This is a genomic window from Paracoccus sanguinis (assembly GCF_900106665.1).
GTDB classification, from domain to species: domain Bacteria; phylum Pseudomonadota; class Alphaproteobacteria; order Rhodobacterales; family Rhodobacteraceae; genus Paracoccus; species Paracoccus panacisoli.
On sequence record NZ_FNNA01000002.1, the window covers coordinates 639,212 to 654,083 of the forward strand.

Annotated in this window: 19 protein-coding genes; 1 reads left to right on the forward strand and 18 read right to left on the reverse strand. The window is 73.3% G+C overall.

Annotated features, from left to right (window positions below):
- Positions 1 to 23: 23 nt before the first annotated feature.
- The 18 genes from BLW17_RS09585 to fabF all read right to left on the reverse strand — a co-directional run bounded on the left by BLW17_RS09585 (position 24) and on the right by fabF (position 13,387).
- Positions 24 to 479 (reverse strand): NlpC/P60 family protein, encoded by a 456-nt coding sequence (locus BLW17_RS09585; protein WP_036730863.1) that lies wholly within the window; start codon positions 477 to 479, stop codon positions 24 to 26.
- Positions 476 to 1,318, reverse strand: coding sequence for a DUF2163 domain-containing protein (locus tag BLW17_RS09590; RefSeq protein WP_036730865.1), 843 nt, complete (start codon positions 1,316 to 1,318; stop codon positions 476 to 478). The genes BLW17_RS09585 and BLW17_RS09590 overlap by 4 nt, the downstream gene beginning before the upstream one ends.
- Positions 1,315 to 1,947: a DUF2460 domain-containing protein gene (locus tag BLW17_RS09595; RefSeq protein ID WP_036730867.1), complete on the reverse strand. Its 633-nt coding sequence runs from the start codon at positions 1,945 to 1,947 to the stop codon at positions 1,315 to 1,317. The genes BLW17_RS09590 and BLW17_RS09595 overlap by 4 nt, the downstream gene beginning before the upstream one ends.
- On the reverse strand, positions 1,947 to 2,633 hold the full coding sequence (locus BLW17_RS09600; protein WP_036730869.1) for a phage tail tape measure protein: 687 nt from the start codon (positions 2,631 to 2,633) through the stop codon (positions 1,947 to 1,949). Before BLW17_RS09600 ends, BLW17_RS09595 begins: the two co-directional genes overlap by 1 nt.
- Before the next feature lie 47 nt (positions 2,634 to 2,680).
- Positions 2,681 to 2,977: a phage tail assembly chaperone gene (locus BLW17_RS18580; protein WP_083388352.1), complete on the reverse strand. Its 297-nt coding sequence runs from the start codon at positions 2,975 to 2,977 to the stop codon at positions 2,681 to 2,683.
- On the reverse strand, positions 2,964 to 3,278 hold the full coding sequence (locus tag BLW17_RS09610; protein ID WP_074826496.1) for a gene transfer agent family protein: 315 nt from the start codon (positions 3,276 to 3,278) through the stop codon (positions 2,964 to 2,966). Before BLW17_RS09610 ends, BLW17_RS18580 begins: the two co-directional genes overlap by 14 nt.
- Positions 3,278 to 3,694, reverse strand: a complete 417-nt coding sequence (locus BLW17_RS09615) for a phage major tail protein, TP901-1 family (protein WP_036703899.1) — start codon at positions 3,692 to 3,694, stop codon at positions 3,278 to 3,280. The genes BLW17_RS09610 and BLW17_RS09615 overlap by 1 nt, the downstream gene beginning before the upstream one ends.
- Positions 3,695 to 3,708: 14 nt before the next feature.
- Positions 3,709 to 4,140, reverse strand: coding sequence for a DUF3168 domain-containing protein (locus BLW17_RS09620; RefSeq protein ID WP_036735608.1), 432 nt, complete (start codon positions 4,138 to 4,140; stop codon positions 3,709 to 3,711).
- The gene (locus BLW17_RS09625) at positions 4,137 to 4,475 is read right to left on the reverse strand and encodes a head-tail adaptor protein (RefSeq protein WP_036735610.1); all 339 of its coding nucleotides are present in this window, start codon (positions 4,473 to 4,475) and stop codon (positions 4,137 to 4,139) included. Before BLW17_RS09625 ends, BLW17_RS09620 begins: the two co-directional genes overlap by 4 nt.
- The gene (locus BLW17_RS09630; protein ID WP_036735613.1) at positions 4,472 to 5,086 is read right to left on the reverse strand and encodes a head-tail connector protein; all 615 of its coding nucleotides are present in this window, start codon (positions 5,084 to 5,086) and stop codon (positions 4,472 to 4,474) included. The genes BLW17_RS09625 and BLW17_RS09630 overlap by 4 nt, the downstream gene beginning before the upstream one ends.
- Positions 5,087 to 5,222: 136 nt before the next feature.
- Positions 5,223 to 6,398, reverse strand: coding sequence for a phage major capsid protein (locus tag BLW17_RS09635; protein ID WP_036711800.1), 1,176 nt, complete (start codon positions 6,396 to 6,398; stop codon positions 5,223 to 5,225).
- A gap of 213 nt (positions 6,399 to 6,611) precedes the next feature.
- Entirely contained in the window at positions 6,612 to 7,184 is a 573-nt protein-coding gene (locus BLW17_RS09640; RefSeq protein WP_414811506.1) for an HK97 family phage prohead protease, read from the reverse strand.
- A 4-nt stretch (positions 7,185 to 7,188) separates the two neighbouring features.
- Entirely contained in the window at positions 7,189 to 7,422 is a 234-nt protein-coding gene (locus BLW17_RS09645) for a GTA head formation protein, RCAP_rcc01685 family (protein WP_036703910.1), read from the reverse strand.
- Between the two features lies 1 nt (position 7,423).
- Positions 7,424 to 8,740: a phage portal protein gene (locus BLW17_RS09650; RefSeq protein WP_231572831.1), complete on the reverse strand. Its 1,317-nt coding sequence runs from the start codon at positions 8,738 to 8,740 to the stop codon at positions 7,424 to 7,426.
- Positions 8,741 to 8,903: 163 nt separating this feature from the next.
- Positions 8,904 to 10,298, reverse strand: coding sequence for a DNA-packaging protein (locus BLW17_RS09655; protein ID WP_081969219.1), 1,395 nt, complete (start codon positions 10,296 to 10,298; stop codon positions 8,904 to 8,906).
- Entirely contained in the window at positions 10,201 to 10,593 is a 393-nt protein-coding gene (locus tag BLW17_RS09660) for a permease (protein WP_231555371.1), read from the reverse strand. Before BLW17_RS09660 ends, BLW17_RS09655 begins: the two co-directional genes overlap by 98 nt.
- Before the next feature lie 353 nt (positions 10,594 to 10,946).
- Positions 10,947 to 12,125 (reverse strand): endolytic transglycosylase MltG, encoded by a 1,179-nt coding sequence (gene mltG, locus BLW17_RS09665; protein WP_036703912.1) that lies wholly within the window; start codon positions 12,123 to 12,125, stop codon positions 10,947 to 10,949.
- Positions 12,125 to 13,387, reverse strand: a complete 1,263-nt coding sequence (gene fabF / locus BLW17_RS09670; RefSeq protein WP_036711797.1) for a beta-ketoacyl-ACP synthase II — start codon at positions 13,385 to 13,387, stop codon at positions 12,125 to 12,127. Before fabF ends, mltG begins: the two co-directional genes overlap by 1 nt.
- A gap of 254 nt (positions 13,388 to 13,641) precedes the next feature.
- On the opposite strand from fabF, the gene BLW17_RS09675 reads away from it, so the two are divergent.
- Positions 13,642 to 14,853 (forward strand): toxic anion resistance protein, encoded by a 1,212-nt coding sequence (locus BLW17_RS09675; protein ID WP_074826499.1) that lies wholly within the window; start codon positions 13,642 to 13,644, stop codon positions 14,851 to 14,853.
- Positions 14,854 to 14,872 lie beyond the last annotated feature (19 nt).

Genomic DNA, 14,872 nt, shown 5'->3' on the forward strand with positions numbered 1-14,872 from the left:
GCCCTGCCGCCCGGCGAGCGGCGTCAGCCCGCCTCGGGCCAGCGGAACCGCGCCGCGATCCGCGCGGCCCAGGGCCCCGAGAGCGGGCTTTCCACCACTCCGTGCCGCTCATAGGCATGGATGAACCGCGCCCCGCCCGGCGCGCTATCCAGCGCCGCCCGGATGCCCAGATGCTTGGCAATCGCCCCGCCCCGCATCCGGAACAGCAGCACCTCGCCCACCTCGGCGGGCGCGCCCTCGGCCACGGGGATCAGGTGCCGCAGCGCCGCCTGCCACAAAAGCTCCGCGTCCCCCACCTCGCCCCAGTCGGCGCTGTAGGCCGGCGGCCGCTCCGGCTCGGCGCCGTAGAGCGCCCGCCACACCCCCCGCACCAGCCCCAGGCAGTCGCTGCCCGCGCCCTGCGCCGAGGCCTGGTGCACATAGGGCGTCCCCAGCCACAGCCGCGCCGCCGCCACCGCCCGCGCGCCCGCGCCGCTCACCGCCCGCCCCCATGCGCCTGCGGCGAGATCAACCAGTCCTCGGGCGGCAGATGCGGAAAACCGCGGAAGTTGAGGAAGTTGAGGAACTTCATCCGGCAGGTCTCGGCCCGCTTGTCGCAGCCCGCGATCAGCCGCACCCGGTCGCCCACCGCCGGCACCGCGCCCGGCGCCGTCCACAGCTCGACCGCCCGCACCCCCGCGGCCGGCATCGCGTCGATCTTGACCCAGCCCTCGAGGCCCTGCGCCGGCCCGTCGAGGAACTCGACCCGCCCGTGCTCGAACCACCCGGCCTCATGCGCCGGCACCTCGGCCAGCGCCAGCCGCGCCCCGCCCTCGGCCAGCGAGGCGATGCGCCCCTCGGCCCGATACCCCTCGCGCGTGGTGTCGAAGCGGCAGGCGCCGTCGCCCAGCCGGGCCGCGCAGCGGGCGTGATAGACCCGCCCCTGCGGACGGTTCAGCGCTTCGGCGAGACCCCGCAGCTCGGCCCGATAGGCACCCTGCGCCAGCGTCACCTCACCGAGGCTCCCGCGGAACACCAGCCGGCGGTTGGCGGGGGCGGTCCAGTCCACCTCCCACAGCCGCACCTCCGCGCCGTCCCAGCGGCCGGCGCCGAGGTCCGCGGCGGTGATCGCGTCATCCGACAGCACCCCCTGCGCCTCGGTGTTGTCCACCGCGAGGCCCAGCCCCTGCACCAGGGCCTGCGCCGTCAGCCCCGCGTCGGGACGAAAGGCAATGCCCTCGAAGCTCAGCCCCGCGTCGTGGTCGGTGAACCCCAGCACCATCCCGTCGGCCCGCGTCACCGCCCAGGCGCGGGCGAGCGTCGTCACCACCTCGGTCATTGCCGCACCTCGACCACCGGCACCTGCGGCACCTCGCCCGCCTCGAACGAGGCGACCGACACCGCGATCCGGTCGGTGTCGAACCGCACCGGCACGTCGAACTCGAACCCCGCCGTCACCGGCGCATCCATCATCGGCGCGACGGCGAGCGTCACCTCGCCGGTCGTCAGATCGACGGTGAAATCCGTGCCCTCGACCAGCTCCACGTCGCCGATGGCCAGCTTCACCGTCCCCGCCACCGGCTTGGCGATCGGCCGGCGATAGCTCGCCTCGCCCGAGCGATAGAGCTTCGACAGCGCGAACCGCACCGTCCGCCCGTCGCCGCGCCCGATCAGCTGATCGCCCGCGCTCACCGCCCAGCTCGGCAGGGCCGAGCTGTAATCCGCCCAGTCCTTCCAGCGGAACCCGTGCAGCTGCCCCGCCCGCGCCTCGAAGAACGCGATCAGCGCCGCCATGTCGTCGAGGCTCTGCAGCCCCACCCCCGCGTCATACCGGCGGCGCGAATGCGCCCACGGAGAGTTCCGCTCCTCGAAGCCGTTGCTCAGCGTGACGATCTCGGTGCGCCGCTCAGGCCCGCCCAGCGACCCGAAGGACAGCTTGGGCGGGAACCGGACCTCGTGAAATGCCATCATGCGTTCCTTTCACCCCGCGCCAGCGCCCGTCCGAGGCTGGCCGCGATCTGCCCCTGGCTGCGCCGGAACCCGGCGACATCGGGGGTCGAGACGTTGAAGGTCACGTTGACCGGCCGCCCGCCCGCGCCGGCGGCGGCGACGCCCAGCCGCCCGTCGGCGCCGCGGCGCAGCGGCATGATCGCCTCGGGCCCGGCCTCGCCCATCAGCCCGGTTGCGCCGCGCATCGGGAAATGCGTGGGCTGGGTCACGATCCCGCCCCGCGCGAACGGCATCACCCTCCCTTGGGTGAACGCCCCGCCCAGCGCGAAGGGCATCGCCCCCGACACGAACCCGCTCACCCCCTGCGCGAGCGCGCCCGCCACCGCCTGCTGCACCGGCCGCATGGCCACGGCGAACACCGTGTCAGCCATGTTCCGCGCGATCCCCTTGAGCGCGTCCGACAGCTTCATCCCGTCGAACACCACCCCCTCGAAGGCCCGCCGCAGCCCGCCGCCGAAGCCAGAGGTCAACGTCGTCACCTCGCGCCCGGTCTGCGCCATCACCTGCGACAGCCGCCCCAGTTCGGTCTCGAAGGCGGCGGTGATCCGCCCCGACTGGTCCAGCCGCTCGCCCAGCCGCTCGAACCCGTCGCGCCCTCCGCCGCCTGCCAAGCCGCCGGCCGCAAACCCGTCCTTGTCCGCCATCTGCCTCTCCTCGTGTCAGTCCCGGCGCGCGTCAGCCCCGGCGCGCGTCAGTCCCCGCCCGCGGGCGCATCGGGGAACCGCGCCATCAGCGCCTCCAGCCCGGCGCGGCTCATGCCGCCGCCGCGCCCCGGCTCGATCCCCAGCATCAGCGCCAGCTCGGCCGGGGTCAGATCCCAGAACTCCCGCGGCGCGAGCCCCAGCCCGCCGAGGCTCGCCCGCGTCAGCCCGGCCCGCATCAGCCCGGCCCAGTCGAGTCCCCCCGCGGGGCGGCCCGCCTCAAAGCCAGCCTCCCCGCCCGCCGCCCCGCCGCCCGCCGCCCCGCCATCGCCCTCACGCGGCGCCATGAAACGCCCGCGCCAGCAGCTCGGCCGCGGCCCGCGCCGCGCCCACCGGGCCGCCGCCGATCTCGACCGTCATCAGCGCCTCTGGCCCGCCCTGCCAGCCGCCGCCCCTGAGCCCGGCGACCAGCACCGCCAGCACGTCGCGGCTGGCGAACCGGCCGCTCTCGAACCGCTCGATCAGCCCGATCAGGCTGTCCGCGCCCAGGTCCGCCTCAAGCCCCGCCAGCGCCCCCAGCGTCAGCCGCGCCTTGTGCGGCACGCCGTCCAGCAGCACCGTCACCTCGCCGCGATGGGGGTTGCCCATCACACCGCCGCCACGAAGGTCAGCGCCCCGGCCGAGGCGAGCGACAGCTCATAGGTCGCCTCGCCGTTGTAGCTGCCGGCGTATTCCAGCCCGGTGATCTGGAACGGCCCCTCGACCGTGCCGAACCCCGGCACGACCACCTGGCAGCGCGGCACCTCGCCGTCGAAGAACAGTTGCCGCGCCCGCTCGTCGGTCGCGGCGTCCCGGAACACGCCCGAGCCCGAGATCGAGGCCGAGCGGATCCCCGCCCCGCCCAGCAGCTCGCGCCAGCCTCCGGGGCTCGCGGTCGAGGTCACGTCGATCGTCTCGGCGTTGAAGCCCAGCCGCGTGGCGCGCAGCCCCGCGATGGTCTCGAAACTGCCGGTGCCGGTCATGTCCATCTTGATCAACAGATCGCGTCCGTTCTGCACAGCCATGCTGTGACCCTCCTTCAAGCTGCGTTGAGACCCAGGTCGATGCGGGCCCGGAACGTCATGTCCACGCGCCGCCCGGCCCCGCCGTCCGACCGCCGCGCCCGCGCGGCGACGAACCACAAGCCGGCCAGATGGCCGTGCTCGAGCGTCAGGGCGCCGTCCTCGAGCGCCGCCACGACCGCCGCGGCGGCCGCCTTGACCGGGCCGAAGCCGCCCCCGTCCTCGGACCCCGACAGGACCGAGACGACGAAATCATGCCGCGCGCCCCCGCCGGTCATGTCGCCCGCATCCGCCACGTCCTCGGGGCCGAGCGCCACGTGCGTGCCCGTCGGCGCCGTCACCGGCATCGCGTCGAAGACCGCGTCGCCGACCAACGCCCCCAGTCCCGGGTCGGCGCGCAGCGCCTGATAGACGGCGGCCTGCAATGCCGCCGAAGCCGATAGGCTCATGACAACCTCTCCTCGCGTGCAACACAGTCGAGCCACAGGCCCGCGCCGTCCGCCTCGGCCACCGCCTCGATCGGAAAGACCCGGGCCCCCATCCGGAACCGCTGCCCCGGCCGGGGCCGGCGCGGATCGCCCAGCCGGGCGGCGCGCAGGGTGATGCGCCAGGCCACCACGCTCTCGGCCCCGACCTCGGCCTGCCGCTCGGCCCCCGCCCCGGCACGCATCCGCCCGTAGAGGATGCCGAGCCGCGTCCAGTCCGTGCGATAGCCGCCCATCCCGTCCGCCACCCGCCCCGGCGCCTCAAGGACCAGCGGCACCGTCAGCCGCGGCGCGCTCATGCCCGCCCGCCCCGGCCGGCGAGCGTGCGGACCGCGCGCCAGCGCTCGATCAGCGCCCCCACCCCGTGCGGCAGCGCGAGGTTCTGGCCACCGTCGAAGCCGCGGTCCTCGTAGTAGCGGGCGGCGAGCATCATCACCGCCTGCGCCAGATCGCCCGGCACCCGGTCCCAGCTCGTGCCGAAGCCGGCCTGGAACCGCACCGTGACATGGCCGCCGATCGGCACCATCGGCAGTTCGCCCGCCCCGACCGGGGCGAGGATCGGCCGCTGGCTGTCGGGGATCAGCCGGAACCGCGCGGGCGAAACCGCGACGGTCTCGCCCGCGGCATCCGTCATCTCGACCGCGACCACCGCCAGCGCCGGGGCCAGCGGCAGCGGCTGGCCGGCGGGGTCGCGCCAGTCCTCCAGCCGCAGCCGGAACACCCGCGTCAGCAGCACCTTGCCGGTGCGCGCCTCGACCGTGGCGATGGCTGCGCGCAGGAACCCCGCCAGCGCCGCCTCCTCGGTCTCGTCCTCGATCGGCTCGAACCCCGATCCCAGGCGCAGATGGCGCCTGAGCGCCGCCACCGGCAGCGCCTCCGGCGCCGGCGCCGTTTCCTCGACGAGCAACATTTCCGTAACCTCCGTGCCTCCGCAGCAGCCGTTGATGAAAAGCGGGGTCGCGGCGGCCGCTGATCGGCCGCAGCGCGCGCGGACAGATGGCTTGGCCGGTCCGGCCGACCGCCACCGCGACCCCCTTCGCCGCCCGTCAGGCAGAGAAGTTCAGCACCTTGTAGGCACGCGGATCGACGACGTTCCCGCCCACCCGCTTGGTGGCGTAGAACAGCACGTGCGGCTTGGCCGAGAACGGGTCACGCAGGATGCGCAGGTCGGCGCGCTCGGCGATGGTGTAGGCGCGGCGGAAGTCGCCGAAGGCCACCGACTTCGACCCCCCGCCCAGCGGCGGCATGTCCTCCGAGATCATCACCGGATAGCCGAGCAGCCGCGCCGGCTCACCCGCCGCCAGGCTGTCGGTCCACAGATAGCGCCCGTCGCCGTCGCGCATCTTGCGGATCAGCCCGGCCACCCGGCTGTTCATCAGGAAGGTGGCGTTGGCGCGATAGGGCGCGGCCAGCGCATAGACGAGGTCGATCAGCACGTTCGCCGGCGCCGCGGCGGGGAAGTCGCCCGCCACGCCGGTGTTGATCATGCCCACCTGCATCTCGGTCGCGGTGGCGTTCGGCGCCATCGCCGCGGTCATGATGCCGCGCGGCTTGTCCGACCCGTTGCCGTTGATGAACGCGGTCGCCTCGGCGCGGGCGAACTTCTCGGCGATCCGCTCGGCCAGCCACCCCTCGAGGTCGAACGACGCGTCGTCCAGCAGCCGCTGCGTCGCCTTCGGCATCGCCGCCAGCTCGTGCAGCGGGACCACGATCTTGTCCACCTGCGGGCTGTCGGTCTCGGTGGCCGTGGTCTCGCTGACCCAGGCCCCGCCGATGTCCGACTTGTCAAGCAGCACCTCGTAGCTGCCGCCCTCGACCTGCACCACGTTGGCCAGCGCCCTGAGCGAGCCGGTCGCCCGCAGCGCCGCCTGCACCCCGTCCGAGATCGTCGGCGCGGCCAGATAGCCGCCGTCGGTCGCCACCGCCATCGCCTTTTCCTCGAGCGCAAGCCCGCGCAGCGCGCTGTCGTCGCCGCGCCGCAGATAGGCGGCAAAGGCTTTCTGGTGCGGCGCCTCGGTCTCGGCCGAGTGCGACAGCGGCGAACGGCCGCGCAGCGCGGTCTTGCGGTCCAGCATGGTCATGCGTTTGTCCTGTGCTTGCAGTTTCTCTTCGATGTCAGCGCGAAAGCCCTTGAGTTCGTTGACGAACTCGGCCATCGCCCCGCTCACGCCGTCCGGCGTGCCGCCGGGAACCCCGGCCGCCCGGGCCGTCCTCTCGGTCATTGCCGTCTCTCCTCGTCGTCGTTGCCGCGCGAAAAAGGCGGCCCCCGATCCCGTCGGGGGGCCGCCTGCCGTCCGGCGTCGCGGGTGCGCCCCGCCCGCTGCCGTACCCATCTGCCCAGGGGGCGGGCCGCAGCCGCAGGCCCGGCGCGGGCCACCGCCCCGCCGTCCCGCCGCCCGGCCCGCCCGGGCCTCATGCGTGAAAAAGGGGGCCGCTTACCGCGCCCCGCGCAGCGCCTCGGTCGCGGCCCGCAGCGCCTCGACCAGCGCCGCCGCCTCGTCCGCGGCCGCGCCGGGGTCGTCGGACTTGCCCGCCACCTTGGCCTCGCGCAGCATCGGGAAGGTCACCAGCGACACCTCCCACAGCTCGACCTCGGCCAGCACCCGCCGCCCGGTCTCGTCGCGCTCGGCCCGGACGGTGCGATAGCCGATCGACAGCCCGTCGATCGCCCCCGCCGCCACCAGCGCCGCCGCCTCGCGGGCCCGCGCCACCTCGGGCAGAAGCCGGCCCCTGACCCACAGGCCGCGGCCGTCCTCGCGCACCTCGTCCCAGATCCCGATCGGCTGGCCCGGGTCGTGCTGCCAGAGCATCCGCACCTTGTCGCCCGTGTCCGCGAGCCGCTTGAGGCTCGCCGCATAGGCCCCCGGCGCCACCACGTCGCCGCCCTGGTCGGCGACCCCGAAGAGGCTCGCATAGCCCTCGATGACATGGCCGCCCGCCTCGGTCTCGGTCAGCACCGGCGCGCCACCCGCGAACTTCAGCTCCAGCCCCAGATCGTCCATCCGCATCCCCTCAGCCCCCCTTCGGCGCAAACTGCAAGATCGACTGCACGGCCTGCGTGAGGATCACGGCCACCACGCCGTACACCGTCATCCACAGCCGCCGCTCCAGCCCCTCGATCAGCGCCTCGATCCGCTCGAGCCGCCGGTCCACCTGTCCGAACTGCAAGGCCATGATCCGCTCCTGCGCCTCGAGTTTCTGCTCGTGCCAGATCGAGGGCCGGTCGATGAACTTCGACCCCTCCATCTCAACCCTCCCCCCGCGCCGTCAGCCCCAGCGGCGGCAGCCCCAGCGCCGCCCGCTTCTCGGCGTCGGTCAGGAAGCTCGCCGCCCCCACCCGCGCCCAGTGCTGGTCGCGCTCGGCCGCCAGCGCCGGGATCTGGTCGAGGTCCGGCTTCAGATCGACCTCCTCGCCCAGATGCTCGCTGAGAAACCACCCGAGGCTCGCGGCCACCCGCGTCGCCAGCGGCAGCACCGTCAGCCGGTAGAAGGCCCGGTTGGCCTCGGCATAGTTGGCATAGGTCGCCTCGCCGGGGATGCCGATCAGCATCGGCGGCACCCCGAAGGCCATCGCCACCTCGCGGGCCGCGGCCAGCTTGGTCTCGTGGAACTCCATGTCCGCAGGGCTGAACCCCATCGGCTTCCAGTCGAGCCCACCTTCCAGCAGCATCGGCCGCCCGGCGTTGCGCGCGCCCTGGTGATGCGCCTCCATCTCCTCGACCAGCCGCTCGTACTGCTCGGGCGCCAGCACCCCCTGCCCGTCGCCGCCGCGATAGACAATGGCGCCCGAGGGCCGCGCCGCGTTCTCCAGCAGCGCCCGCGACCACTGGCTCGCCGCGCTGTGCACCTCGATCGCCGTCGCCGCCGCCTGCAGGGGCGAGAGGCCGTAGTGGTCGTCGAGCGGATGGAAGCTGCGGATGTGGCAGATCGGGTCGGGGCTGCCGGTCATGTCGAACCGCACCCGCCGCCCGCCCACCGCGTAGTCATAGCCGATGGGCCAGCCATCCGGCCCCGGCACCACGCTCACCCGGTCCGAGCGCAGCACGTGCAGCTCGCCCGGCAGACCGGAGACGCCGCCGCCGGTGTCGTCCGGCACCGCCTCGACGAAGGCGTTGCCGCTCAGCAGCAGCTGCCCGAACAGCGCCTCGAAGAGCTCGGCCCGCCCCTGGCCTGGGTTGGGCCGGCGCAGCAGGTCGATGACCGGGTGCACCTCATAGCGCCGCCGCGCGTCCTGGCAGACGAGCGGCACCGCCGCCGCCGCCTCGGCGATCAGCTTGACGGCGCGGAAGCCCACCGGGTTGCCGATGAACCCGGCCCGCGTCAGCGTGCCCCCGTCCCGCATCCCGGCCACGGCGCGGGCGACCGCGCCCTGCCACGGCCCCTGCGCCACCACGCCGCCCAGCGGCGCGGCGCTCGACTTCCACTCGGCCGGCGACGCCAGCGCCCCCACCGGCGCCACCGGCACGGCCTCGGCCCCGACGGCGCCGCCGCCGCCGCCGCCGCTGTCCGAGAGCCCCGCCGCTTCCGCCTGCGGCCCGCGCCGCCCGAACCACCGCATCGCCATGCGTGCCTCCTGTCGATGAAAAAAGCCGCCCCCGCCGGGACGGCCCCGCCGCGCTCCCGCGGCCCTGTTTCGCTTGTCTCGCCGGCGCGTGCCGCCCGGGGGCGCTGCCCCCGGACCCCCGGGATATTTGGGTCCAGCCCGAGGGGGGAGGCTCAGCGCACTCTCACAGCCCCCGCACCTGCGGGCGCCGCCACGCCTGCGCAGGCTCGATCATCAGCGCGTGGATCGCCCAGACCAAGGCATCCAGCCGGTCGGGCGAGCCGCGCCCCTCGAAGCCCCTGACCGTCATCCGGCACATCTGGTCCTCGAGCGCGCCGAGGCCGCCGCCCCGCAGGTGCCGGATGCGCCCCTGCTCATAGAGCGCCGCCACCGGCTCGGCCCGCAGGCCCTTTCCGCGCCCGGCCCTGAGGCCGCGGAACGGCACCAGCGGGTCGACCTGCCGGATCACGCTCTCGACCAGATCGCCGCCCTGGTTGACCTCGGCCACCAGCCGCTCCGCCCCATGCCGTTCCATCGCGGCGATGGCGGCCCGCGCCCACTCCGTCGGCCCGCCCCGCACGCTCGCATCCTCAAGCACGACCGCCCGCCAGTCCTGCGGCGGCCCCTCGCACTGGACGCCCGCGACCACGATCCCGCACTCGTCGCTGCCCGCGCCGCCCGTCACCGCCGGGTCGACTGCCACCACGATCCGGTCGAGCTTCGGCGCCGCGTCCACCCGGCAGCCCTCGAGCATCGCCGTCGTCCACAGCGCCCCCTCGACATCGTCGAGCAGCACGCCCTCCAGCTCCTGCCGCCCGAGCCGCGTGCCGGCATAGCGCGCTTGCACCTCGGTCAGGAAGCTCTCGGCCAGATAGGCCCGGTTGGCGTCCGTCGGCGCGTGCGTCACCACCGTCGAGGGGTTGCGGAGGATCGTCTTGAGCACGCTGACGTTGCGCGGCGTGGTCGTGACCACCTGTTGCGGGTTCTCGCCCAGCCGCAGCGCGAACTGCAGCATGTCCCAGGCGTCCTCGGCCTTCTTCCACTTGGCCAGCTCGTCGACCCAGGCCGCGTCGAACTGCGGCCCGCGCAGCGCCTCGGGCTCATGCGCCGAATAGACCGTCGCGGTCGCCCCGTTCGGCCAGACGAGGCGCCGCCGCCCCGCCTCCCACACCGGCCGCCGGTCGGGGGGCGAACAGGCGAGGATGCCCGAGTCCCCCATCACCATCACGTCGCGCCCCTGATCGAAGGTCTCGGCCACCAACGCCACCCGGCGCGCCCGCCCCGGCGCCTCGGGTGTCGCGCCCTCGACTTGCGCGCGCACCCACTCGGACCCGGCGCGGGTCTTGCCCGCGCCGCGCCCGCCCATGATCACCCAGGACTTCCAGTCCCCCTCGGGCGGCAGCTGATGCGGCAGCGCCCAGAACTCGAACAGCCACGGCAGGCTCGCCAGCGCGTTGTCCGAGAGCCCGGCAATGAAGGCATCAACCTCCTCCGGCGCGGCGCAGGCAAGCCAGGCGGCGCCCGATCTCGTCGCGTGCGGCGTCGAGGTCGAGCGTGCCCGGCCCGACGTCTCCGGCAATGTCCTTGCGAAGTTTGTCAACGCGCGTCCTTTCCTCCAGCACGAGCGCGGTCGCCACCCTCAGGTCGCGCACCGCCTTGCCCGTCTTGTCCGCCTGCTCCACCTCACCGCGTCGGATGCCGATCCGCAGCTTGTGCAGCTCCTCGGCGACCTCGCGGAAGATGTCCCCCGCCACGTCGATCGCCACCTCGGGGGCCAGAGGCCCGCCGCTCAACCGTGCGTCCAGTCCCTCGCCCTCACCCCCGGCGACGAACGGTCCTGCGCCGGGCGGCTCGCGCCCGGTGTCGTGCCTCATGTCCATATGGTGATGCCCTGCCCCTCGGTGCCTGTCCGCACGAGCGAGAAACGAAAAAGCGGCCCGCGGGCTCATCGCCCCGGCCGCTTGCCCATCTCTCCCAGCATGTCGAATGTGTATCCGGGACCGTGCGCAAAGTCAATCCGCAACGCCGGTCCGGGCGGCGAGTTTACTAATTTCCACATTGGAAATCAGCAACTTGCAGCACGCAACACCCCAGCGTCCCGGCCGCAACACCCCGCGCTTTCTGCCGCGCAGCCGCCCGAAACCCGACCCGACTCGGGCCCTCTTTCCGGCCCGAATCCCCGACCCGACGATTCGCCCGAGACACCCCGCCCAGCGCAGAGCCCACGTTAGTCCGTCTGCACCGGGCTTTCCGTATCCGCCCCCTGCGCCCGCTCGATCTCGCGCCAGCGGGCCACGTTCGCCTCGTGCTCGGCCAGCGTCCGGGCAAAGGCGTGCCCGCCCGAGCCGTCGGCGACGAAGTACAGATAGGGCGACTCGTCAGGCGCCAGCGCCGCCTCGATCGCCGCCCGTCCGGGGTTGGCGATCGGCGTCGGCGGCAGCCCGTCGATCTGATAGGTGTTGTAGGGCGTCTTGCGGTTCAGCTCGGACCGCCGCAGCCCGCGGTCGAGCACCTCCTTGCCGCCAGTGACGCCATAGATCACCGTCGGGTCGGTCTGCAGCCGCATCCCCTCGCGCATCCGGTTGACGAACACCGCCGCGACCGTGCGCCGCTCGTCGGGCACCCCGGTCTCCTTCTCCACGATCGAGGCCATGGTCAGCGCCTCCTCGGGGGTCTTGTAGGGCAGGCCGAACGGCCGCGCCTCCCACGCCCGGGTCAGGATCGCCTGCTGCGCCGCGCGCATCCGGTCGATCAGCTCGCGCCGGTTGCCGCCGCGGTTGACCTCATAGGTGTCCGGCGCCAGCGCCCCCTCGGGCGGCAGCGGCCCCGTCGCCCCGTCGAGGAACCCGGCGAGCTTCAGCCCCTCGACCACCTGCCAGACGGTGGTGCCCTCGGCCACCGCGACCCGCAGCCGGGCGCCGGGCTTGGCCTCGGCCTGCACGATGGCCTCGGGCGCCTGTTCCTTCGCCGGGTCGTACTTCACCCGGTCCTCATAACGCCCGCTCGCGGGGTTGAGGTCGCGCAGCACCACCGCGTTCTCGCGCACGCCGACCCGAAAGATCACCTCGGTCCCGCAGGTCGAGGGGCCGCCGGCGGTGATCGTGTCCACGATCTCGGCCATGCTGGCGTGCGGCGGCACCAGGTAGCTCCCGTATTTCAGCTGCCCCGCCTTGCCCGCGTAATCCGCCCCGGTGCGCAGGATATAGGGCGAGCTGATCGCCCCCTGCGCCCCGAGCTGCTTGCTCACTGCGTCGAGCTTGGCGCCCTGCGGGATCTCGATGCACTGCGCGGCTGCACTCGGCCCCGGCGCGACATAGGCGTTGCGCCCCCACGCCACCGCCACGGCGACGCCGACCAGCAGCACGACCAGCAGCGTCAGCGCGTTCGAGGCGATGGCGCGCCACATCAGTCGCGCACCTTGCCGATGACGAGGCTCGCGTTGGTGCCGCCGAAGCCGAAGCTGTTGGACAGCGTCACGTCGATCCTGCGCCGCACGGCGGCGTTGGCGGCGAGGTCGATGGGCGTCTCCTGCACCGGATCGTCCAGGTTGATCGTCGGCGGCGCGATCTGGTCGCGGATGGCAAGGATGCAGAAGATCGCCTCGACCGCGCCCGCCGCACCGAGCAGATGCCCGATCGAGGATTTCGTCGAGGACATGGTGACGTTGCGCGCATGATCGCCGAGCAGCCGCTCGACCGCGCCCAGCTCGATCACGTCGGCCATGGTGCTCGTCCCATGCGCGTTGATGTAGTCGAGCGCCTCCGGCCCGAGCCCGGCACGCTTCAGCGCCGCCGACATCGACCGGAACCCGCCATCCCCGTCCTCGCTCGGCGCGGTGATGTGATAGGCGTCGCCCGAGAGCCCGTAGCCCAGAACCTCGGCATAGATCTTCGCGCCGCGGGCCTTGGCGTGCTCATATTCCTCCAGCACGACGACGCCCGCCCCCTCGCCCATGACGAACCCGTCGCGGTCGGCGTCCCACGGGCGGCTCGCCGCCTTGGGGTCGTCCGCGCGCTTGGTGGACAGCGCCTTGCAGGCGTTGAACCCGGCGATGCCGATCTCGCTGATCGGCGCCTCGGCGCCGCCCGCCACCATCACGTCGGCATCCCCCAGCGCGATCAGCCGCGCCGCGTCGCCGATGGCGTGGGCGCCGGTCGAGCACGCCGTCACCACCGCATGGTTCGGCCCCTTGAAGCCGAAGCGGATCGACACCTGCCCGCTCACGAGGTTGATCAGCGCGCCCGGAATGAAGAACGGCGACACCCGCTTGGGGCCGCGCTCCTTGATCAGCACGGCGGTCTCGGCGATCGAGGTCAGCCCGCCGATGCCCGAACCGATCATCACCCCGGTGCGCTCGCGCGCCTCGTCGGTGTCAGGGGTCCAGCCGCTGTCGGCCACCGCCTGCGTCGCCGCGGCCATGCCGTAGAGAATGAAGTCGTCCACCTTGCGGCGGTCCTTCGGCTCCATCCAGTCGTCGGGGTTGAAGCTGCCGTCCGCGCCGTCGCCGAACGGGATCTCGCAGGCATAGGTCGTGACCACGTTCGCGGCATCGAAGCGGGTGATCGGCCCCGCCCCCGACTGCCCCTCGAGCAGCCGCGACCATGTTTCCTCGACCCCGCACGCCAGCGGCGTGACCATCCCCAGCCCGGTGACGACGACCCTGCGCATGATGTTCCTTCCACCAATCGTGCAACGACGCTCCATACACAGGCCGCCCCGCCCGCGCAACGCGCGCCAGCCGCCGGCTGCCACCTCCCCCCGGCCGCGCACAACCGCGTGATCGCCCCCGCCCCCCGCCGGCCGGGGCCGAGGGGGCGGAACTTTACTGGCCATATCCTGTTGATCGCGCGATACTTCGGCCCGCGGCAGCCCGCAGCTTCGCCCGCCGCCCAGCCCTCGAACCGGCCACAAGGGGACCCCCGATGAGCACCCAGACCCAAGCCCGCGCCGAGGCTGCGCTGCCCGAACTCGAGGCCGTGACCGCCGTGGTCCTGCCCGAACCCGCCCCGCCCGTGGCCCCGCTGGCCGAAGCCGCCCCCCCGGTGGCCGAGGAAATCCGCCGCCGCATGGCCGAGATCGACCTCTCCGACACGACCTCGATCGTCCATTTCGGCAGCCGCGCCCAGTCGGGCCTGCAGGAGATCAGCCAGTCCATGCTGGCCGACGTCAAGAACAAGGACGTGGGCCCGGCCGGCGACAGCCTGCGCGACATCGTCTCGACCATCCGCGGCTTCTCGATCTCGGAACTCGACGTCCGGCGCGAGCGCTCGTGGTGGGAACGCCTGACCGGCCGCGCCGCGCCCTTCGCCAAGTTCGTCGCCAACTACGAGCAGGTGCAGGGCCAGATCGACCGCATCACCGCCGACCTCGACACCCACCAGCACCGGCTGTTGAAGGACATCAAGTCGCTCGACGTGCTCTATGAGCGCACGCTCGACTTCTACGACGAGCTCGCCCTCTACATCGCCGCGGGCGAGGAAAAGCTGCGCGAACTCGACGCCGAGACCATCCCCGCGACCGAGCGCAAGGTCGCCGCCGACGCCACCGACGGCGACGTGATCGCGGCCCAGCAACTGCGCGACCTGCGCGCGCTCCGCGACGATCTCGAGCGGCGGGTCCACGACCTCAAGCTGACGCGGCAGGTCACGATGCAGTCGCTGCCCTCGATCCGGCTGGTGCAGGAAAACGACAAGTCGCTGGTGACCAAGATCTCCTCGACGCTGGTCAACACCGTGCCGCTCTGGGAAACCCAGCTGGCGCAGGCGGTGACGATCCAGCGCGGCGCGCAGGCCGCGGGCGCCGTCAAGCAGGCGACCGACCTGACCAACGAGCTGCTGACCGCGAACGCCAAAAACCTGCGCGAGGCCAACGTCCGCATCCGCACCGAGATGGAGCGCGGGGTCTTCGACATCGAATCGGTCCGCACCGCCAACGCCGAGCTGATCGCCACCATCGAGGACAGCCTGCGCATCGCCGACGAAGGCAAGGCCCGCCGCGCCGCCGCCGAGATGGACCTCCAGAAGATGGAGGCCGAGCTGCGCCAGACCCTCGCCGCTTCGCGCGCCCGCGCCTCTGCGCCGACGGCGATGGGCGCAGCCCCCGCGACGGCCACCCCGGCGCGGCCGCGCGGCTGACCCTGACCCCTTCCCCTCG